Here is an 18,133-nt window from a genome sequence, read left to right on the forward strand (position 1 = left end):
AACCGCCAGCGGCCACATCGTGCCAATGGCGGCATCAGTCCACTGGCGGCGGAAGAAAAACTTAAAACCGTGTCCGGGATTAGTTGACCACTACAAGGGCATCCTATGTAAGTTACAGATGCTCAACTCGATTATGCCACCACTATGAAGTTAGAAATGGAAGACAATAAATGGGCTCCCCCCGTAACAGCTGACACCACCCGGATCATGCTGGACTTATCACGCTCTACTAGACACACCTAGAGCCCAAGTAACGTCAGCTACGGATTACCCCCGTACTGCGCCCTGTTTTACGGTGTTAATTTTAAATAATTGAGGATGACGCCGGCTAGACATAACATATCGGATGCTGCCTCTTTCGAAGGCATTGAGGTATCTAAAGGGCTAAGTACAATTCAGTTGGACTCCAGGCGTAGTCCTTTTTATACCAAGAATTGTTACAGTTCCGTTACTAAAAGCATAGGAGAAGGGAGTATAGAAAAACTAACACAGCCTTTTAACTTTAGTTTGATACGAGCTTCCTCACTTGATTTAGAACTCCCTTTTTAGCATGGGCAGCATGTTTGGCTGTAAGATTAACCGCCTTATCAACTTCGCCTGTCGATATAGCCTCTGCTATAGCTTCATGCTCGTCCCAGATCTCATTACGGCGACCGCTACTTTGAAGAACGGTTCCCATAACCCTTCTCAAGTGAGACCAGTATGGTTGAGCACTTTGATAGATAAGAGGGTTACCAGATGCTTCGTAAATAGCGTAATGAAATGCTATATCTGCATCTATCATACGTTTGATATCGTCACTGCTCGCGGCTTTTCGACCTTCGGCGAAAATTCTCCCGTCTAACCGATATTTTTTTTCCGCGGCGAGCCGAACGGCTAATTGGTCCAAAGCACTACGTATATCATACAGGTTGCTCAGCCACTCTAGATCGAGTGGCGCGACGAGCACTCCTCGCCCGGGAGCATCGGTGACAAAACCATCTTTCTTGAGCAACCGGAGCGCTTGGAGCACAGGCGACCGTGAAACCTCCAGCTGCTCAGCAATTTGTTCTTGCGTCAACCGGGTTCCAGGCGCTAACGAACCATCACTGATTGCATCTAGAAGTGATTCGTAGACTTCGCTGACGAAATCGGGTCTAGCCTTAACTTTTTTTAGCTGCATATTCATTATGCTTCTGCTCAATCTACGTCGATAGTATGCGTTATAGGAGTCTGTTGGTCAAATTCCTTCAATATGAATGAAGTATATCATAGGGTGGCGGGCACCTACTTAGTGCCCGCCAATTTTTCCAACAATAATTGTTAAATAGCGATATTAGCCATATGCAATAGCAGGTAGCCAAAGAGTTAACTGTGGCCATGTTATTAGAAAACCCAAGGCAACCAATTGCAAGATAATAAAAGGTATAATGCCAACATATATATCTGATAGTTTAATATCCGGTGGGCACACACCTTTTAGATAGAAAAGAGCGAACCCAACAGGCGGGGTTAAAAAGGACGTTTGCAAAGTCATCGCAACAAGCATAACGAACCATACGAGCTCTGGGTTATCAACGACCCCGCCTCCATCAATATCGATACTCAGAGATGAAATGATGGGAGCCAAAAGAGGAAGAACAATAAGCGTTATTTCAATCCAGTCGAGGAAAAATCCTAACAAAAATATAATTAAAAGGATACACAGGATTATTCCATATTCACCAAAGGGCAGTGATGTAAGTGCCGATTCTATAAGCTCATCTCCCCCAAGTTCACGTAAAACAAGTGCAAAACAGGTAGCGCCAATAAAGATGGCGAATATATAAGCCGTAGTATTGTAAGTTCTAAGTGTGACAGATTTCAAAACCTTGAAATTTAACTTGCCGTAGTAAAAGGCCAGAAGAGTTGCACCAAATGCACCAATACCGGAGGCTTCAGTAGGCGTGGCAATACCCGCAAATATCGAACCTAGCACCGTAAATACGAGTAACATTGTGGGAAGCATAGCCGTCAATACATCAATAGCTACCTTCAAGTCTACTTTTTGTACGTCGTCAGGCAGTGGTGTGCTAGCGGGTTTGAAGACGCCCACACCGATGATATAAACCACATATAGAGCGCTCAGTATGATACCTGGAACCACAGCGCTCATAAATAGGTCGCCCACAGAAAGCGCTAGTTGATCGGCCATAATAACTAACATGATACTTGGTGGGATAAGAATACCAAGTGTACCAGAGCTAGCGATTGTGCTGAGTGCTAATGGTTTTGAGTAACCTTGCTGAAGCATCGATGGCAAGGCCATCATGGCTAATAGAACTACAGATGCACCAATTATTCCCGTAGACGCAGCCAATATAATCCCGATCGCGGTAACCGTTAATGCAAGTCCTCCTCTTACATGGCCAAATAAAACTTGCATGGATTTCATTAGTCGTTCAGCAACGCCAGAACTATCCAGCATATTGCCCATGAAAATGAACATGGGAAGAGCTACTAGAATCCAGTTATCCATTATTTTGTAGAGTCGGTTTACCACCAAGCCAACGGTATTATAGTCTAAGCCTGTAATAGTCCCGATATACAGATCGCTAAAGTAGCCGATCATTGTGAAAACGATACCGACACCCGCAAGTACATAAGCTACTGGGAGGCCTGTAAACAATAAGGCTATAAAGGTCCCGAACATCAGAACCACTAGTACTTCATTAGCATCCATCATTCTGGCCCTGTTTTAGAATTTGTATTTCTTGAATAATTCTTACCAATACGGCAAGAAACAACATCGCCAAGCTCAGCGGGATCACTGACTTAATCGCCCATCTCCAGGGCAACCCAGATGGTGATGTTGAAGACTCATTGATTCGCCATGAGTTGTATACAAAATCAAGGCTGTGCATAAATTGCACGATGATGAAAGGTGTAACTAAGAATAAAAGCCCTAGTATTTCTATTTTTGATTTGGTTCGTTGAGAGAACAATCCTGAGAATATATCTACTCTGACATTAGAATTACTTAGTTGCGCTTGTGTTAAGCCAAACATTACAGCTATGGAATATAAATGCCATTGGAGCTCTTCTAGCATTATTGAGCCGCTAGCGAAAAATTTTCGCAACACGACTTGAGTTATTATTACCCCAATCAGTGCTACGTTCACCCACGCGATTACGTTTCCTATCTTTTTAAGAATTATTTCTAATCGCGAGGCCTGTTGATTAAATGAGATCAGCATAGAGTTATTGCTCATTATTATCACCTTTTCGTTCTTAAAAGGTGTAGCAAGGGCCATTATTTAAATGGCCCTCTTGTTAGAGTACTAGAAGCTCCTATTGGCGAGGAAGAAAAGCATTTACTTCCCAAATATCGTATTTTTCTCGGAAGTCGCTTAAATCAGCATATGCTTTCTTGAAAAAAGGATCTTCATTCATCTCTGTGACTACTTCGTTCCACTTTCTTTTGAATGCATCAAGCATCTGATCGTTCCAATAGCGTATTTCTACGCCGTCTTTTTGCGCCTCAGCCAATATCTCAAACTGGCTCGCTTCACCTTCGGCAAAGGAATCGGTCATTGACGCCTTACAAACGCTTTCAACAACGGCTTGTTGATTTTCACTCATGCCGTTCCAAGTGTCTTTATTTATCAGAAGCTCATAAATAGTCGATTGCTGATGCCACCCAGGGAAATAGTTATATTTTACAATCTTATTAAAGCCAAGTCGTTTATCGATAGCAGGTTGAGCAAACTCAGTCGCGTCAATCGCACCTTTTTCCAATGCGCCAAAGATCTCGCTACTTGGTAATTGGGTGGTGTTAACCCCCAGTTTCTCCATTACACTGGCACCCAAGCCGAAAAACCTCATATTAAGGCCTTCAAGATCAGTCGGTTTTTCAATTGGTTTTGAGAACCATCCAGAGGTTTCTGGTGAAATAATAGCGCAGGGTAATACTTTTACATTATATCCGGCAGTGTCATACATTTCTTGGTATAGACTTAGCCCATTTCCATAATAAAGCCAAGCCATGTATTCACCGGCCTCAGGCCCAAAAGGGATCGCAGAAAATATGGCAGCCGCCGGTATTTTTCCTTGCCAATTTCCTGCTGTCGCATAGCCAGCATTTACTTTGCCTGTCGCGACTGCATCCAGGATTTCAGTGGCACTGATAAGCTTATTAGGTTCATATATTTTCATTCTGATGTTGCCGTCACTTACTTTATCTAGCTGATCGGCAACACGGACGATAGACGTACCCATTGCGGGCAGGCTCGATGAATATGCAATTGGAGTTTTAAGTAAAATTCGTTCCGCATAGGCGTTTGAAGCTAGTGCAACTGATAAAATTGAGATGGATGCAAATTTTTTATATTTGTTTTTCATGGTTTACCTCTCATTATTTTGATTATAAGTTTTCTTTGAGGTTTGTTGGGTTTTTAAGTTACTTCTAGATATCTAATACAATTAGATCGCTTGTAACACGAGATACACAACTCGTGAAGTGATCGCTCCGTTCTTCGTCGTCGAGAATATAGTCCTGGTGATCTACCTCCCCTTCTAAAAATCTAATTTTACAAGCTCCGCAAAGCCCTGATTCACATGATCTTTCAACTTCAACTCCTGAGTTTTGCAACGCCTCCAGTACGGATACACCGGCTGCAACTTCAATCACTTCCCCAGTGCTATTTAGCTTTATCTTGTAGCCGTCCGTGCGCTCTGGTTGTGAATCTGCTTTTGGTGCCACAGGCGCCTTAAAATGTTCGAAGTGGACAGTGCCTTTTGTCCAATGTGCTGCTGATGTTTTACACGCCTCCATGAATCCACTTGGTCCACAATAATACAAATGGTCGCCATCGCGTTGGCTTTCAAAAAGTTTCTGGAGATTCAACCCGTTATTTGGATCGCCTCCGTCAAAATGGAAATGAACATTTTCATTATCTGATAACGCGCAAATCTCATCGTAAAATGCGACGCATGTCTTATCTTTTGCGCAATAATGAAGTTCGTAGGGGATGTTAAGCGAGCGCAATTTGTGGGCCATCGATTTTAGAGGAGTAATACCGATACCTCCTCCTATGAGGATCGCTCTCTTAGTATTATCAGAGAGCTCAAAGTTATTTCTTGGAAGGCTTACAGTTACAATATCTTGGACCTTTAGCTGGTCATGGATTGCTTTCGATCCGCCGCGCCCGTTTTCATCGCGCAGGACAGCAATAACATATCTGTGTGTTTCGCTCGGATCATTACACAGAGAATATTGCCGGGTAACGTTGCTTGATACTTTTATATCGATATGAGATCCTGCTTCAAACGGGGGTAGATCTTTACCATCCGGATCTACGAACTCATAAGAATTGATTGATTTGCCTTCAAAAGTAATTTTTCTTAGTACCAATGAAAGCTCTTGGCTATGATCAAAGCTTTTGGCGTTCATAATGCTGCTCTTTTAATAATTTTTATTGTCTCGTTTGCTCTTGTTTACGTTAATTCCAGGCTACAGCGTAAAAAGAGCGGGTGCGTGATTTTTCACGCACCCTTTAGGTGTCAGCGCTGAACAGACGTTTCAAGCTCATCCATTTTCTGTTTTACATAATCAGCGCGCTCATCACCCTTCAACTGATCTGCTTCGGTCAGAATCGATACGATCTGTTTTGCAACATACCGACGATTTTTGACTTCAGTGTCTACGTCCTCTGCTTCTGGGATGTCAAGCACATTGCCACAGCAGTAGCTATTTGGCGCTCCGTTCATGCCTTCTAACCATTTAGCAAATCCTTCCGGTGTCGCGTCAGGATTATTACCTCTGACAGCATCGCGGAGCATCTTTCTGAACATGTAGAGCCCCGCATCAAAGCGTGTCGGGTTCTCCAGCGCGTGGACTGCGATTGGACGCTGACTGATAATTGCCTCGTAATCACCTGGGGCGTATTGACAGTCTTTGTAGTTTTCTCGTGCACGATGATCTGACGGAATCGGCGGCATGTCGTCAATCGTGTACTTGCCAAATCGCTCAGGACGACGCATCGCCACCTGCCCGTCCAGGAAGTCGATAGACTCATACCCTACAAGTTCTTTCTTACCCACTCCGCGAGTATCGATACCTGGGCCCATAACTCGCCAGCCGATCATCTTGCTATTTTCATCATCGACAGGCACGGTCCAGCGGATGATGTGAAAGCGGCTAAAGAGCTTTTTCTTTGAACCATCTTCAGACGTATAAGCGTGAAGGCTCAAGTTGGGCAGCGCTTGGTGCTGAACGCGCACAAACAGGCGGTCTTTGTCTACACGGCGCGCGCCTGCGCATGCGAGACCTTTACCTTTATGTACCGGAATAAACTGCATATCCGGTGCAACTTCCATTGAGCCCGCACCAACTTCGTCAAAGGTGGTCTCTTGGAAATTCCCACCAACAACGTATTTCGCTGCATGGAGCGCTGTTGGGTGGAAGTTGTCTGCTGCATTATCCTGTACTTGAAGCCAGTTACAGTGTTGGAAATTGCTATACGGTACCAGTTCGTCTGTTGGCAGGACGGTGAAATTTCCTTCCCATTCAGGGAACGGCGGCTCGTTTTCCGGCGGACCCATGTAGGCGAACACGAGACCATTACGCTCGAACGCTTTATAAGCACCCTGCTGAATGGAACAGGCGTAACGTTCGGCATCCTTCTCTTCGCCCTTAGGGAACGGAACCTCTATACAGCTTCCATCAACGTCAAATACCATACCGTGGTAGCAGCAGCGGATACCGTGCTCTTGGATTGACCCGTATTCCAAAGAAGCGCCACGGTGACAGCAATGCGCATGCAACAGACCGATTTTTCCTGACCCGTCGCGGAAAGCTACGAGCTCTTCACCGAGAATTTTTAGATATGTCGGTGTATCTGTAAGCTCCTTTGCCATGCAGACTGGCTGCCAAAAAGAACGCATATAATCGCCCATGGGCGTACCGGGACCTACTTCTGTAAGCTCCGGGTCATGGGCCGGCACTTTATTGGAATGGTACCCGCTATAGGGTTTAAGGTGATCTGGCTTGTCCTTATCAACCCCAGTGCTTTCAGTGTTGGTTACTTTTATTGTCATTTGATAGCTCCAGTTTTAGATGGCTATGTTTTTTGTTTTGAACATTGTCGGAAATGCTGATCTTCAACTTTTAATTGACTCAGATGACCGGATCTTTCTTTTTCTGATGACAGGCTCGTTACTCCTCTCAGGCCGAAGGGCCTACCGTCCTTGGTGTGTCTTTCTCGAAAACAAAACCGGCAATCAAGATCCAGAGTACTGCGTGCTGTACTCTGTATACAGAATACGTTAGTTCGGGATCGAGATGCTGTCAACCAGGATTTGGAAAGTTTGTGCACGAATACTAGATGAACGACTACTGCTCAAACGGCTGCAATCGAATTAATGGGGCGAGTAGCAAAGGTAAGCCGCTGTTTTAAAAACACTATATGTGTGAAAAGTAGTGCTTGATCAGAAGTTCTTGTGAGCGCTCGGTTTGGGCAACTGTTGTGCGTGACACTAACATGTAACCCACGTACTTCGCGGGCTGCGCCGTCGTGAAATCGTTCTCCAGCCGTATGGGGCAATTTTTGTAAGGCGATGACACGGCTGAACTTGTGACGTGGTGGTCTCACGTGATCAGTCGTCCCCGGCAACTTCGCATTTAGCAAGCAGCCAGCTTTTGAAGAGTCGAATTTTATTAACTTTTCTTTCATTTGTTCTGCATGAAAAAAAGTGAGTTTCTACACTTTTTTCGATGAACACGTTCCTACCTAGCTCGATCAGCTCTCCTCTCAATATCTCTCGCTCTGCAAGACGTACGCTCTCAAGCGCTACCCCCATGCCGTCCACTGCGGCCGAGATTACTAAAGCGGCTCTGTCAAAAGATGGGCGGGGCCGTTTTGGTAGACGCAGCCCATTTAAGGTGAACCAGTCAGACCAGGAGGTGTGACTTAGCTGAGATTCAATGAGAGGTAGTTCGGTGATCTGCTGCGAAGCAGTCAATCTATCGTCTAGCAGACCTGGAGCGCACAAGGGGACTGTTCTTTCTTTTCCCAAAGCAATTACGTCCACGCCGGGGCGTTCAAATACATTCACGTATGTGATGGCAACGTCGACATCTTGAACACGTGTGAGGTCAATAGGTTCGGCTCCTGTAGAGAGCCTGATAGTTATGTCGGGGTGATGCTCCATGAACTCAGGGAGCCGAGGGCCGAGCCATTTGGCGGCGAAACTAGGTGCGCAGTAGAGGTTGAGGACTTCAGCACTGGGTGTTAACGCCACTTCGTTACATGCGGCTTCTAAAGCGTCGAAAACTCTAGATAAGTTCGCTTGTAGACGCGCGCCTTCAGGAGTTGGCTCTACGCTCCTGTTCTTCCTAATGAACAAGGGTCGCCCAAAGTAACCTTCAAGCTCCCTAACTTGGTGACTGATCGCGGATTGGGTTAAGTGAAGTTCTTGTGCCGCCAACGTAAAGCTTTGCAGTCTAGCGGCAGCCTCGAATGCGCGTAAGAGAATGAATTTCGGTATTTTATTCATGCATGGTCCTTAGGCATTATCTGTATTCATGCTTTCATGAACAGACGTCGCTTGTCAATTCGCGTTATTCCTCCGAATATCCAACTATGCCAGCTAAATGATAGCGACGAACTGACGTGATCATTCTGCGAGCATTTAGAGAATAGTCACAATCAGATGTGGTTATATTTTTCTGCTGGTTGTTTCAACTGCATGAATAATAAGGAGAAGTATATGAACGCCATCGCTGAACAGCTTCGTAAAAGCGGCCGCACTTCGATCTATCAGCCTGAGCAAGAAGGTCTGATTTATCCTGAAGAGCCGTCTTTCTCTTCTCGTGAAGAAGAGCGCCGTCATCTTAAAGAGCGCCTGGTAGGGGCGTGTCGGGCATTTGCTTTGCACGGGCTGGATTATGGGTTTGCCGGTCACCTCACAGTACGTGATCCTATTGATCCGAGCCTTTACTGGACCAACCCGATGGCAGTGCATTTTGCCGATGTGAAAGTTTCAAATTTGATCCTTGCGGATCACGAGGGTACGGTCGTGGAGGGCGACTACGCCATCAATAGAGCCGGATTTGTGCTTCATGCTGCAATTCACGAGGCACATCCCGATATTGTAGCGATGTGTCATGCTCATACAGTCTACGGCTCCGCATTTGCAGCTCTCGGTAAAGAGCTTCTTCCTATGACGCAGGATGCTTGTGCATTCTACGAAGACCATGTTGTTATCCTCGATGAAGCCGGCCAAGTTGCAGTTGAAACGAAGGCGGGACACAAGGTTGCTGACGCATTTAAAGGTGTAAAGGCAGCAATTCACCAAAATCATGGTCTGCTTACCGCTAGCCGTCATAGTATTGAAGCCGCTGCGTTTTGGTTTATTGCTCTAGAGCGCTGCTGCCAACAGCAGTTGATGATCGAAGCTACAGGTCAGGTTCCTAAACTGGTTACTCAAGATCGTGCTCGTTATAGCCGCGAACATGTGGGCAGCGAATATATCGGTTGGCTACACTTTCAGCCAATTTGGGAGCAATTGGTAAAGGCACAGCCTGACATGTTTAGCTGATAGGTATGTGGACAATAGCAGCCTGTTAATAATCGATTGTTACAGGCTGCTATTTAATTTTCCCTGTGTTTCAAAAAAGTGCTTTTTAAAGCATAAAAAATAAGTGGAGGCATGGGATGAAGTTGTTACAATTTCAAAACGTCGTCATCAGCACAGACGACAATCAGTTTGATATTGCAGAATCTGTGGCGATGATGTTTGCAGAATATGGTGCAAATGTGTCGATCCTGAGTAAAGATAGAGTCCAAGCCGATAAGCTACTAAGCGCTCTAGGTGGCGCTGGCTTCCATGTGGATTGTGATATATATAAAAAAGAATCTTGTGAAAAAGCCTGTAAATTAGTTTACGAAACTTGGGGCAAAGTTGATGTGCTTGTAAATTTACCAGGAATGACACAGGATAAATGCATTTTAAGTATTGATCCTGAAGAACTGGCTGAAAATTTCAGTTGCAGTATATTTAGTATGGTTTGTATTAATCAGACTGTTTCTGGATATATGAAAAAAAATGGAGGTGGATCGATTATTAATATAATGCCTCCTGATAAGATTAATGATCAAGCCCATACGTCATCGCATTATGGTGCAGTAAAAGAGTGCTTGGTTAAGTTATGTAAGTCGTTCGCCCAAGATTTAGCTGAAAGCAAAATAAGAGTAAATGTTGTAACCCCTGGTTTTATAAATCGTGGTTTTACTGTATCTCATCTGGGGTATGGCGCCTATGAATGTGCTATATCACGCATCCCGCTAAGACGAGGGGGGCGCGTCGAGGATATTGCCGGAAGTAGTATATTTCTGGCATCTCCTTTATCAACATACATTACTGGTATGGAAATGTTTGTCGATGGAGGGGTTCATTATATAAATAGCTCAAGCTAAAGCAAGTATATCATTGTAATAGTGTCTATTAAAAAACGCAAAATAAGGCTATTTTCGTGTCTAGAACAGCTTTTATTACCGGCGCAACCTCTGGGTTCGGCTTGGCATGCGCACGGCGATTGGCTAGCGCTAACTGGAATTTGGTTCTCGTAGGACGTCGAGAAGAACGGCTTGCAGCGTTGGAAATCGAGCTTTTGGAGCGCTGTAAAGTAAAAACTCTAACGCTTGATGTCCGAGATTCAGAAGCTATTAACCATAGCATTGAGACACTGCCTGAACCATTTAAAAATATAAGTTTATTGTTGAACAATGCGGGTTTGGCATTGGGGACTGAGCTTGCTCAAAACTGCAAGTTATCCCGCTGGCAGCAGATGATCGACACAAATATAAGTGGAGTTGCTGCAGTGACCCACGCACTTTTACCTACAATTATTCGTTACGGTAAAGGTGCATGTATTATAAACTTGGGGTCTATTGCAGGTCGCTGGCCTTATCCAGGGGGCAACGTTTACTGTGGTACTAAAGCATTCGTTGAGCAGTTTTCAAACGCTTTGAGGTGCGATTTGGCGGGCACAGGAGTCCGTGTAACAAACATAGCACCTGGGCTCGCTGAGAGCGAATTCACCCTAGTTCGTACAGGGGGAGACACAGGTGCTCATGAAGAACTTTACAAAGGAGCGAACCCTATTAAACCTGAAGATATCGCTGACGTAGTTTATTGGATAGCGACTCTTCCTCCTCATCTTAACATCAATCAGCTTGAAATAATGCCAGTATCACAGGCATGGTCTCCTTTAGCGATATATAGGTGGTATAGCGATATAGAAGAGTAATAATATATCGCCGGTATTATATATCGCTACAACTAAATATATAATTGGTGATGATCTTTTTACTCCGCTATCCCGTGCTTTTTTGGAAGCCAGAAGTGTTGATGTATTTTGTTTTTGTGGCAATCGATTATTACATATGAGTGATTCTGTAATATTAAAAGATCTAACAGGTAACTTTGAAGATCGCTTTAAGATTAAAAATGTGAACTGGGTTATTAATCCTGCTCAACATTGGGTGATAACTGGAACTAATGGATCGGGCAAATCTGCTTTGGCGGCCGTGTTGGCTGGTGTGGGCTAAATCGAATCCGGAATGATTTTTAATCTTCCAAGAAAAGTAGAGATTTTTAATTTGAAGTTCAATTTGAATTAATCGCTGGAGAAATTAAAAAAGATGATTCAGATATAATGGACGTTGTATCCGTCGGTACTCCTGTTAGAGAATTTATTTTCTCGCAATGTTTTGACCCTTCACTGGCAACTACTTTAACAAATAAGTTTGGTATTTCAGATTTTCTGGATCGGTCGTTTCGTAAACTTTCTACGGGCGAAACTCGAAAGGTGATGCTAATTCGATCTCTTTCTCGAAAGCCAGATTTGCTCATATTCTATGAACCATTTGATGGGTTAGACGCCAACAGCTTATATATCCTCTACGAGTATCTTGATTGCCTTTTCGATAAAGTCGCTATGGTTATGGTGCTTAATCAATTTGATGAAATACCTAGGTTTATCACTCATTTTTCCTATATGGAAAAGGGTGAGTTAGTACTTAAAGTTAATCGTGCCGACGAGGATGTCTTTAGCGAGTTGTATCATCTAATACACCTTAAAAATACAGATTTTGACATCCCTTTAGCGGATTTACATAACCCACCACCTCAGTTAGATCCAATTTATCCTTTGGTTCGGCTTAAAAATGTTAAAAATCAATACGGCGAATCTATAGTTTCCGAAGGCCTAAATTGGACTATTGAACCCGGCCAACATTGGCAACTAAGCGGGCCTAATGGAAGTGGTAAAACAGGTATATTATCCTTAATAACAGGCAATCATCCTCAGTGTTATGTGAATGACATTTTTTTTGGAGGTTTAAACGTGGTAATGGGGAAAGTATCTGGCAAATCAAAAAGTATATTGGATATGTTTCCACTTCGCTGCATTGGGAATATCGTGTCTGATGTAGTTGCAAAAGTGTGATTTTGTCTGGATTATATGACAGTATCGGAATGTGCTGTGGATTCAACTGGTCATCGCAACACTCTGAGCACTACCGCATTTAACCCAAGACTGCCCTACGCCCAAATAAAAAGGCCCCGAAGGGCCTTTGATGGAGGGCTAAACATAACGCCTAAACGTTATTTGTTGACGTGCTCTGGACCGAATTCCGGATACGCGTGCATTCCACACTCGTGAAGGTCCATGCCTTCCGCTTCCTCTTCTTCGCTGACGCGGATGCCCATCACGGCTTTGATAACCAGCAGGACGATGAAGCTGGCGATAAACATCCAGGCGAAGGTTGCTGCTGTGCCGATCAGCTGTCCCATGAAGGTGGCATCGGGGTTGGTGATGAGTACGGCGAAGATGCCCCAGATACCGGCGGAGCCGTGGACGGAGATTGCGCCGACCGGGTCATCCAGCTTCAGGCGATCCAGCAGGAGTACGGAGAAGACAACAACGACACCGCCGATGGCGCCGATGAAGCTGGCCATACCGGCGCTGGGCAGCAGCGGTTCGGCGGTGATGGCCACGAGACCGGCCAGTGCACCGTTGATGGTCATGGTCAGGTCGGTCTTGCCAAACAGGGCGCGGGCCACAAGGGCTGCGACAACCATACCGGCGGCAGCGGCGGCGTTGGTGTTTACGAAGATTTTGGCAACGGCGTTGGCTTCTTCAACGTTGGCGATTTTCAGCTCGGAACCGCCATTGAAGCCGAACCAGCCCATCCAGAGGATGAACATACCCAGGGTGGCCATCGGCAGGTTGGCACCGGGGATGGCGCGCACTTCACCGTTAGGGCCAAACTTGCCTTTACGTGGGCCGACCAGAATAACGGCGGCCAACGCAGCGGCCGCACCGGCCATATGCACGACAACGGAGCCTGCAAAGTCCTGGAAGCCTAGCTGATCCAGGAAACCACCGCCCCATTTCCAGTAGCCTTCCACCGGGTAGATCACGGCAACCATAAACACCGCGAAGATCAGGAACGGCCACAGCTTCATGCGCTCGGCCACTGCACCGGAGACAATGGACATGGTGGCGGCTGCGAATACGGCCTGGAAGATAAAGTCGGCCATGGCGGAGTAGTAAGGCGCTCCGTCCCCACCTGCGATGACATCGTCGGTGCTGTTATCGCCGCCCAGCATGAAATCGATACCGGGAATGACCGAGCTGATCGGATCAGCCGGATACATGATGTTGTAGCCCACGACCAGATAGACAATACACGCGATGCCGTAGAGCAGTGCGTTTTTGTTCAGGATCTCGACCGTGTTCTTGCCACGTACCAGCCCGGATTCAAGCATGGCGAAACCCGCCGCCATCCACATCACCAACGCGGTACACATCAGGAAGTAAAAAGTATCCAGAGCATAGCCCAGTTCCAATACCATTGTCTCCATTTGTTCTCTCCAAAATCGGTCAGGGCAAACGCCACACACCAGCGTTCTAAAACCCCTTTAGGGAATATTTATTTCCTACTACGAATAAGCAATGAATAGACCAACTTTGCGTATACGGCTGTTTTTCAAGGCTTATGGGGAGAAATCAGGGGTTGTCGGGTAAAAACCGTCCCCAAATAGGGGCACTCGAAATTTGCGAGCCCTTTTTAAGTGCATACGGGTTCTTAGCAGTGAACGGAAAGGGGCGTTTTCAGATATAGAAAAAGGCCCCGAAGGGCCTTTGATGGAGGGCTTAACGCCGAAAAGGTTTAAACGTATTCAGGCCGCTTCCATGGCCTCACAGGCTTCCAGTGTATTCTGTAGCAGGCAGGCGATGGTCATCGGTCCAACACCGCCGGGCACGGGCGTAATCGCTGCAGCCCGTTCCTTGGCCGTATCAAAGTCCACATCCCCGGCCAGTTTGCCGGTATCCAGGCGGTTGATACCCACATCCAGTACCACGGCACCGGGCTTGAGCCATTCCCCCTTGATAAACTTCGGAATACCCACGGCGGCGACCACAATGTCGGCGCGCGCCAGCTCGGCTTGCAGATCTTTGGTTTTGGAGTGGCAGACAGTCACCGTTGCCCGCTCCATCAGCAGTTCCAGAGCAACCGGTCGGCCCACAATGTTAGAGGCGCCGATGATGACCGCATTTTTGCCCATGGGATCAATTCCGTAGGCCTTGAGCAGACGCATACAGCCATAGGGTGTGCAGGGCCGCAGTGTCGGTGCTTTTCCGGCCAGGCGCCCCAGGTTATAGGGGTGAAAACCATCCACATCCTTGGCCGGATCGATCCGCTCGATCACCGACTGCACCTCAATGTGCTTGGGCAAAGGGAGCTGCACCAGGATGCCGTGAATCTCAGGGTCGGCATTGAGATCATCGATCAGCGACAACAGATCGCCCTGGGTGGTTTCCACGGCCATCCGGTAGCTGCGCGAGATGAAGCCCACTTCCTCACACGCCTTCACTTTGCTGCCCACGTAGACCCGGGAGGCGGGATCTTCGCCGATCAATACCACCGCCAGACCCGGAGCCGGCAGCCCCTTTTCAAGGCGAGTTTTCACCTGTTCTGCAATTTCTTTGCGTAGGTTGGCCGCTACGGCCTTCCCGTCGATCAGCTGCGCTGTCTCCACAATCGTCTCCTGAGAGTTGAGTCGTTAAGAAATAGGCGGGGCGTTTCCCAAGCGGGAAACGCTCCCGAAGCAGACGCGATCAGAAGCCCTGGCCGGGCACCCAGGTGGTACCGGCCAGCGGTACACGGGCCATGGCGGCAGACTCAACGGTTAACGCCACCAGATCTTCCGGTTCCAGGTTGCGCAGGTCGTTCTTGCCACAGGCGCGTGCCAGTGTCTGAGCTTCCAGCGTCAGCACACGCAGGTAGTTAGCCAGACGATGCCCGGCCGCCACCGGATCAAGACGCTTCATCAGCTCCGGATCCTGAGTCGAGATACCGGCCGGGTCTTTACCTTCGTGATAATCGTCGTAGAAGCCGGCGGCGGATCCGATCTTTTTAAACTCTTCGTCATACATGGGGTGGTTACAGCCCAGCGCGACCAGCGCAGCGGTACCAATCGCCACGGCGTCGGCGCCCAGCGCCATGCACTTGGCCACATCGGCACCGTTACGGATACCGCCGGAGACGATCAGCTGTACCTTGCGGTGCATACCCATCTCCTGCAGCGCCTGAACGGCCTGCGGAATAGCCGCCAGGGTCGGGATACCCACGTGTTCGATAAACACATCCTGAGTCGCGGCAGTACCGCCCTGCATGCCGTCAACGACGATGACGTCAGCACCGGCCTTCACCGCCAGTTTTACGTCGTAGTAGGTGCGGGTCGCGCCCACCTTGATGTAGATCGGTACCTGCCAGTCAGTGATCTCGCGCAGCTCCTGAATCTTGATCGCCAGATCGTCCGGGCCGGTCCAGTCCGGATGACGGCAGGCAGAGCGCTGATCGATCCCCTTGGGAAGGGTACGCATCTGCGCGACACGGTCGGTGATCTTCTGACCCAGCAGCATACCGCCGCCGCCCGGCTTGGCACCCTGGCCCAGCACCACTTCGATGGCATCGGCCTTGCGCAGGTCGTCCGGGTTCATGCCGTAGCGGGACGGCAGGTACTGATACACCAGTTTTTTGGACTGGCCGCGCTCTTCCGGGGTCATGCCGCCATCACCGGTGGTGGTGGAAGTGCCCACTTCGGAGGCACCACGTCCCAGCGCTTCCTTGGCGTTGGCGGACAGTGCACCAAAGCTCATGCCAGCGATGGTGATCGGGATATCCAGCTTGATCGGATTCTTCGCGAAGCGGTCACCGAGTACCACGGAGGTGTTGCACTTCTCGCGGTAACCTTCCAGCGGGTAGCGCGACATGCTGGCACCGAGAAACAGCAGATCATCAAAATGGGGCAGCTTGCGCTTGGCGCCAAAGCCGCGAATATCGTAGATGCCGGTTTCCGCAGCCCGACGAATCTCGTGCATGGTGGTTCGGTCGAAGGTTGCTGATTCACGCAGGCCCGGGTTGACGTTGATATCGTTGCTCATGATTCAATCCTCTCGCAATCAGGCTTAGTACGCCGAAACGTTGTCGACTTTGAAGTTGTACAGCTGACGGGCCGATCCATAGCGCTTGAACTGGGTCGGATCCTCATCAACACCGGCGCGGTTCAGGAGTTCGGTCAGCTCGGTAATGTGCTCGTCGCGCATCTCTTTCTCGACGCAGTCGGCACCCAGTGATTTGACGCTGCCCTTCACATAGATGTGCACTTCGTAGAGGGAGTCGCCCAGTGCGTCCCCGGCATCACCGCACACCACCAGAGAGCCTGCCTGTCCCATAAAGCAGCTCATGTGACCCACGCTGCCTTTAACGACGATATCCACGCCCTTCATCGAGATCCCGCAACGCGCACCGGCGTTACCTTCGATCACCAGCAGGCCACCGTGCGCCGTTGCACCCGCCGCCTGGGAGGCATCGCCTTTAACGCGGACGGTGCCCGACATCATGTTTTCAGCCACGCCCTGGCCGGCGTTGCCGTGAATGGTGACGTGTGCTTTCTGGTTCATGCCCGCGCAGAAGTAGCCGGCATGGCCCTTGATATCCACAGACAGGTTTTGGTCGATACCGCATGCCAGGTTGTGCTGTCCCTTGGGGTTGAGCACTTCAAATTCGCGCTCAACGCACTCCGGGCTCTGGTCATGAAGCGCCTGGTTCAGATCGCGGACGGTCGCTTCGCTCAAATCAAAAGTTTTCATTGTCATCTCTCCTCAGGCACTGCGTTCCCAGACATAGAAGGTGGCCGGTTCCGGCTCCCAGACCTTGGCGTTTTCGATCCCCGGCAGGGTGGTCAACGCCTGATATTCCGAAGCCATGGCGACGTAATCGTCCGTCTCGGCCAGCACCGCCGGTTTACAGGCGATCGGATCACGCATCACCGCAAACCCGTTGCGCGTGCCGATGGTGAAGGTGAAGAAGCCATCCAGATCTTCCAGCGCATGTTCCAAAGCGACTTTCAGGCTGTCGCCCTGGCGCAGACGCCAGGTCAGGTAACCCGCGGCCACTTCTGAGTCGTTCTCGGTCTCGAAGGTGATGCCTTCACGCTTGAGGTTTTCGCGCAGACGGTTGTGGTTGGACAGGGAGCCGTTGTGCACCAGACACAGGTCCATGCCGGTGGAGAACGGGTGGCTGCCCTCCATGGTCACGGCTGACTCGGTGGCCATGCGGGTATGGCCAATGATGTGACTGCCCTTCATGTTTTTCAGGTTGAACTTGGCGGCGATCTTCTCCGGCAGGCCCACCTCTTTCAGAATCTCGATCGACTGACCCACACTCAGGATCAGCACGTCCGCCGCACTCTCTGCCATCCAGTCACGGATGGTCTGTTCGTCGGAGCCCACCTTGAATACAGTGACGTTGGCGTTCTGCATCCAGGTCAGTTCAACACGCAGCTGATGGCGCAGGGTGTCTGCCAGCGCTTCCCAGTCGTAGTTTTCATCAGGGTGGCGCAGGGTCAGCTTGGTCCAGCCATCGCCAACCTCATCCCCGTAGATGGCAAAGCCTGCACTGTCGGGACCGCGCTCCGTCATGGCGATCAACATCGGCTCGAACAGCTCGCCAATACGGCTCTCCAGTTCAGGGTTCTTCAAGTAAAGTCCAACGATTCCACACATAATTTTATCCTCTTGCCGGGCGCGCCCGGCTTC

17 protein-coding genes are annotated in these 18,133 nt (G+C 48.6%); 5 read left to right on the forward strand and 12 right to left on the reverse strand.

The genetic code is table 11. The features are described from left to right. Positions 1-502: 502 nt before the first annotated feature. The 7 genes from G403_RS0117650 to G403_RS0117680 form a co-directional block, all read right to left on the reverse strand. Positions 503-1,168, reverse strand: coding sequence for a GntR family transcriptional regulator (locus G403_RS0117650; protein WP_027855164.1), 666 nt, complete (start codon positions 1,166-1,168; stop codon positions 503-505). 147 nt (positions 1,169-1,315) lie between these two features. Next, positions 1,316-2,701, reverse strand: coding sequence for a TRAP transporter large permease (locus tag G403_RS0117655; RefSeq protein ID WP_027855165.1), 1,386 nt, complete (start codon positions 2,699-2,701; stop codon positions 1,316-1,318). Beyond that, on the reverse strand, positions 2,691-3,230 hold the full coding sequence (locus G403_RS23805) for a TRAP transporter small permease subunit (protein WP_084404102.1): 540 nt from the start codon (positions 3,228-3,230) through the stop codon (positions 2,691-2,693). Before G403_RS23805 ends, G403_RS0117655 begins: the two co-directional genes overlap by 11 nt. Positions 3,231-3,309: 79 nt before the next feature. Further along, positions 3,310-4,359 carry a TRAP transporter substrate-binding protein gene (locus G403_RS0117665; protein ID WP_027855166.1) on the reverse strand — a complete coding sequence of 350 codons (1,050 nt, stop codon included), beginning with the start codon at positions 4,357-4,359 and terminating at the stop codon, positions 3,310-3,312. 64 nt (positions 4,360-4,423) lie between these two features. After that, the gene (locus G403_RS0117670) at positions 4,424-5,410 is read right to left on the reverse strand and encodes a PDR/VanB family oxidoreductase (protein ID WP_027855167.1); all 987 of its coding nucleotides are present in this window, start codon (positions 5,408-5,410) and stop codon (positions 4,424-4,426) included. A gap of 110 nt (positions 5,411-5,520) precedes the next feature. Next, positions 5,521-7,056, reverse strand: a complete 1,536-nt coding sequence (locus tag G403_RS0117675; protein WP_027855168.1) for a Rieske 2Fe-2S domain-containing protein — start codon at positions 7,054-7,056, stop codon at positions 5,521-5,523. Between the two features lie 558 nt (positions 7,057-7,614). Beyond that, complete coding sequence (locus tag G403_RS0117680) at positions 7,615-8,514, reverse strand: LysR substrate-binding domain-containing protein (RefSeq protein ID WP_027855169.1); 900 nt, start codon at positions 8,512-8,514, stop codon at positions 7,615-7,617. A gap of 213 nt (positions 8,515-8,727) precedes the next feature. On the opposite strand from G403_RS0117680, the gene G403_RS0117685 reads away from it, so the two are divergent. The 5 genes from G403_RS0117685 to G403_RS25065 all read left to right on the forward strand — a co-directional run bounded on the left by G403_RS0117685 (position 8,728) and on the right by G403_RS25065 (position 12,469). Continuing rightward, entirely contained in the window at positions 8,728-9,558 is an 831-nt protein-coding gene (locus tag G403_RS0117685; RefSeq protein WP_027855170.1) for a class II aldolase/adducin family protein, read from the forward strand. A gap of 116 nt (positions 9,559-9,674) precedes the next feature. Beyond that, complete coding sequence (locus G403_RS0117690; RefSeq protein ID WP_027855171.1) at positions 9,675-10,436, forward strand: SDR family NAD(P)-dependent oxidoreductase; 762 nt, start codon at positions 9,675-9,677, stop codon at positions 10,434-10,436. Positions 10,437-10,492: 56 nt separating this feature from the next. Then, positions 10,493-11,269, forward strand: coding sequence for an SDR family NAD(P)-dependent oxidoreductase (locus G403_RS25060; protein WP_084404100.1), 777 nt, complete (start codon positions 10,493-10,495; stop codon positions 11,267-11,269). Positions 11,270-11,405: 136 nt separating this feature from the next. After that, on the forward strand, positions 11,406-11,570 hold the full coding sequence (locus tag G403_RS25705; protein WP_245578389.1) for an ATP-binding cassette domain-containing protein: 165 nt from the start codon (positions 11,406-11,408) through the stop codon (positions 11,568-11,570). Between the two features lie 107 nt (positions 11,571-11,677). Further along, positions 11,678-12,469, forward strand: coding sequence for an ATP-binding cassette domain-containing protein (locus G403_RS25065; RefSeq protein ID WP_245578390.1), 792 nt, complete (start codon positions 11,678-11,680; stop codon positions 12,467-12,469). A 158-nt stretch (positions 12,470-12,627) separates the two neighbouring features. Here the strand turns inward: G403_RS25065 and amt are convergent, their stop codons facing one another. The 5 genes from amt to G403_RS0117720 all read right to left on the reverse strand — a co-directional run bounded on the left by amt (position 12,628) and on the right by G403_RS0117720 (position 18,100). Further along, a complete protein-coding gene (amt, locus tag G403_RS0117700; RefSeq protein ID WP_027855172.1) occupies positions 12,628-13,890 on the reverse strand; it encodes an ammonium transporter in 1,263 nt (420 codons plus the stop codon). Positions 13,891-14,208: 318 nt separating this feature from the next. Beyond that, on the reverse strand, positions 14,209-15,069 hold the full coding sequence (gene folD / locus G403_RS0117705; RefSeq protein WP_027855173.1) for a bifunctional methylenetetrahydrofolate dehydrogenase/methenyltetrahydrofolate cyclohydrolase FolD: 861 nt from the start codon (positions 15,067-15,069) through the stop codon (positions 14,209-14,211). A gap of 79 nt (positions 15,070-15,148) precedes the next feature. Further along, positions 15,149-16,477: an FMN-binding glutamate synthase family protein gene (locus G403_RS0117710; RefSeq protein WP_027855174.1), complete on the reverse strand. Its 1,329-nt coding sequence runs from the start codon at positions 16,475-16,477 to the stop codon at positions 15,149-15,151. Between the two features lie 24 nt (positions 16,478-16,501). Further along, a complete protein-coding gene (locus G403_RS0117715; RefSeq protein WP_027855175.1) occupies positions 16,502-17,185 on the reverse strand; it encodes a GltB/FmdC/FwdC-like GXGXG domain-containing protein in 684 nt (227 codons plus the stop codon). 12 nt (positions 17,186-17,197) lie between these two features. Then, a complete protein-coding gene (locus G403_RS0117720; RefSeq protein ID WP_027855176.1) occupies positions 17,198-18,100 on the reverse strand; it encodes a class II glutamine amidotransferase in 903 nt (300 codons plus the stop codon). Positions 18,101-18,133 lie beyond the last annotated feature (33 nt).

Source organism: Marinobacterium litorale DSM 23545 (assembly GCF_000428985.1).
In the GTDB taxonomy this organism is placed as follows: Bacteria; Pseudomonadota; Gammaproteobacteria; order Pseudomonadales; family Balneatricaceae; genus Marinobacterium_D; species Marinobacterium_D litorale.

Bases quoted from the DNA above. Each gene is read 5' to 3' on its own strand.
- G403_RS0117650 (WP_027855164.1), bottom strand. From the start codon at position 1,168: ATGAATATGCAGCTAAAAAAAGTTAAGGCTAGACCCGATTTCGTCAGC.
- G403_RS0117655 (WP_027855165.1), bottom strand. From the start codon at position 2,701: ATGGATGCTAATGAAGTACTAGTGGTTCTGATGTTCGGGACCTTTATA.
- G403_RS23805 (WP_084404102.1), bottom strand. From the start codon at position 3,230: ATGAGCAATAACTCTATGCTGATCTCATTTAATCAACAGGCCTCGCGA.
- G403_RS0117665 (WP_027855166.1), bottom strand. From the start codon at position 4,359: ATGAAAAACAAATATAAAAAATTTGCATCCATCTCAATTTTATCAGTT.
- G403_RS0117670 (WP_027855167.1), bottom strand. From the start codon at position 5,410: ATGAACGCCAAAAGCTTTGATCATAGCCAAGAGCTTTCATTGGTACTA.
- G403_RS0117675 (WP_027855168.1), bottom strand. From the start codon at position 7,056: ATGACAATAAAAGTAACCAACACTGAAAGCACTGGGGTTGATAAGGAC.
- G403_RS0117680 (WP_027855169.1), bottom strand. From the start codon at position 8,514: ATGAATAAAATACCGAAATTCATTCTCTTACGCGCATTCGAGGCTGCC.
- G403_RS0117685 (WP_027855170.1), top strand. From the start codon at position 8,728: ATGAACGCCATCGCTGAACAGCTTCGTAAAAGCGGCCGCACTTCGATC.
- G403_RS0117690 (WP_027855171.1), top strand. From the start codon at position 9,675: ATGAAGTTGTTACAATTTCAAAACGTCGTCATCAGCACAGACGACAAT.
- G403_RS25705 (WP_245578389.1), top strand. From the start codon at position 11,406: ATGAGTGATTCTGTAATATTAAAAGATCTAACAGGTAACTTTGAAGAT.
- G403_RS25065 (WP_245578390.1), top strand. From the start codon at position 11,678: ATGGACGTTGTATCCGTCGGTACTCCTGTTAGAGAATTTATTTTCTCG.
- amt (WP_027855172.1), bottom strand. From the start codon at position 13,890: ATGGAGACAATGGTATTGGAACTGGGCTATGCTCTGGATACTTTTTAC.
- G403_RS0117710 (WP_027855174.1), bottom strand. From the start codon at position 16,477: ATGAGCAACGATATCAACGTCAACCCGGGCCTGCGTGAATCAGCAACC.
- G403_RS0117715 (WP_027855175.1), bottom strand. From the start codon at position 17,185: ATGAAAACTTTTGATTTGAGCGAAGCGACCGTCCGCGATCTGAACCAG.
- G403_RS0117720 (WP_027855176.1), bottom strand. From the start codon at position 18,100: ATGTGTGGAATCGTTGGACTTTACTTGAAGAACCCTGAACTGGAGAGC.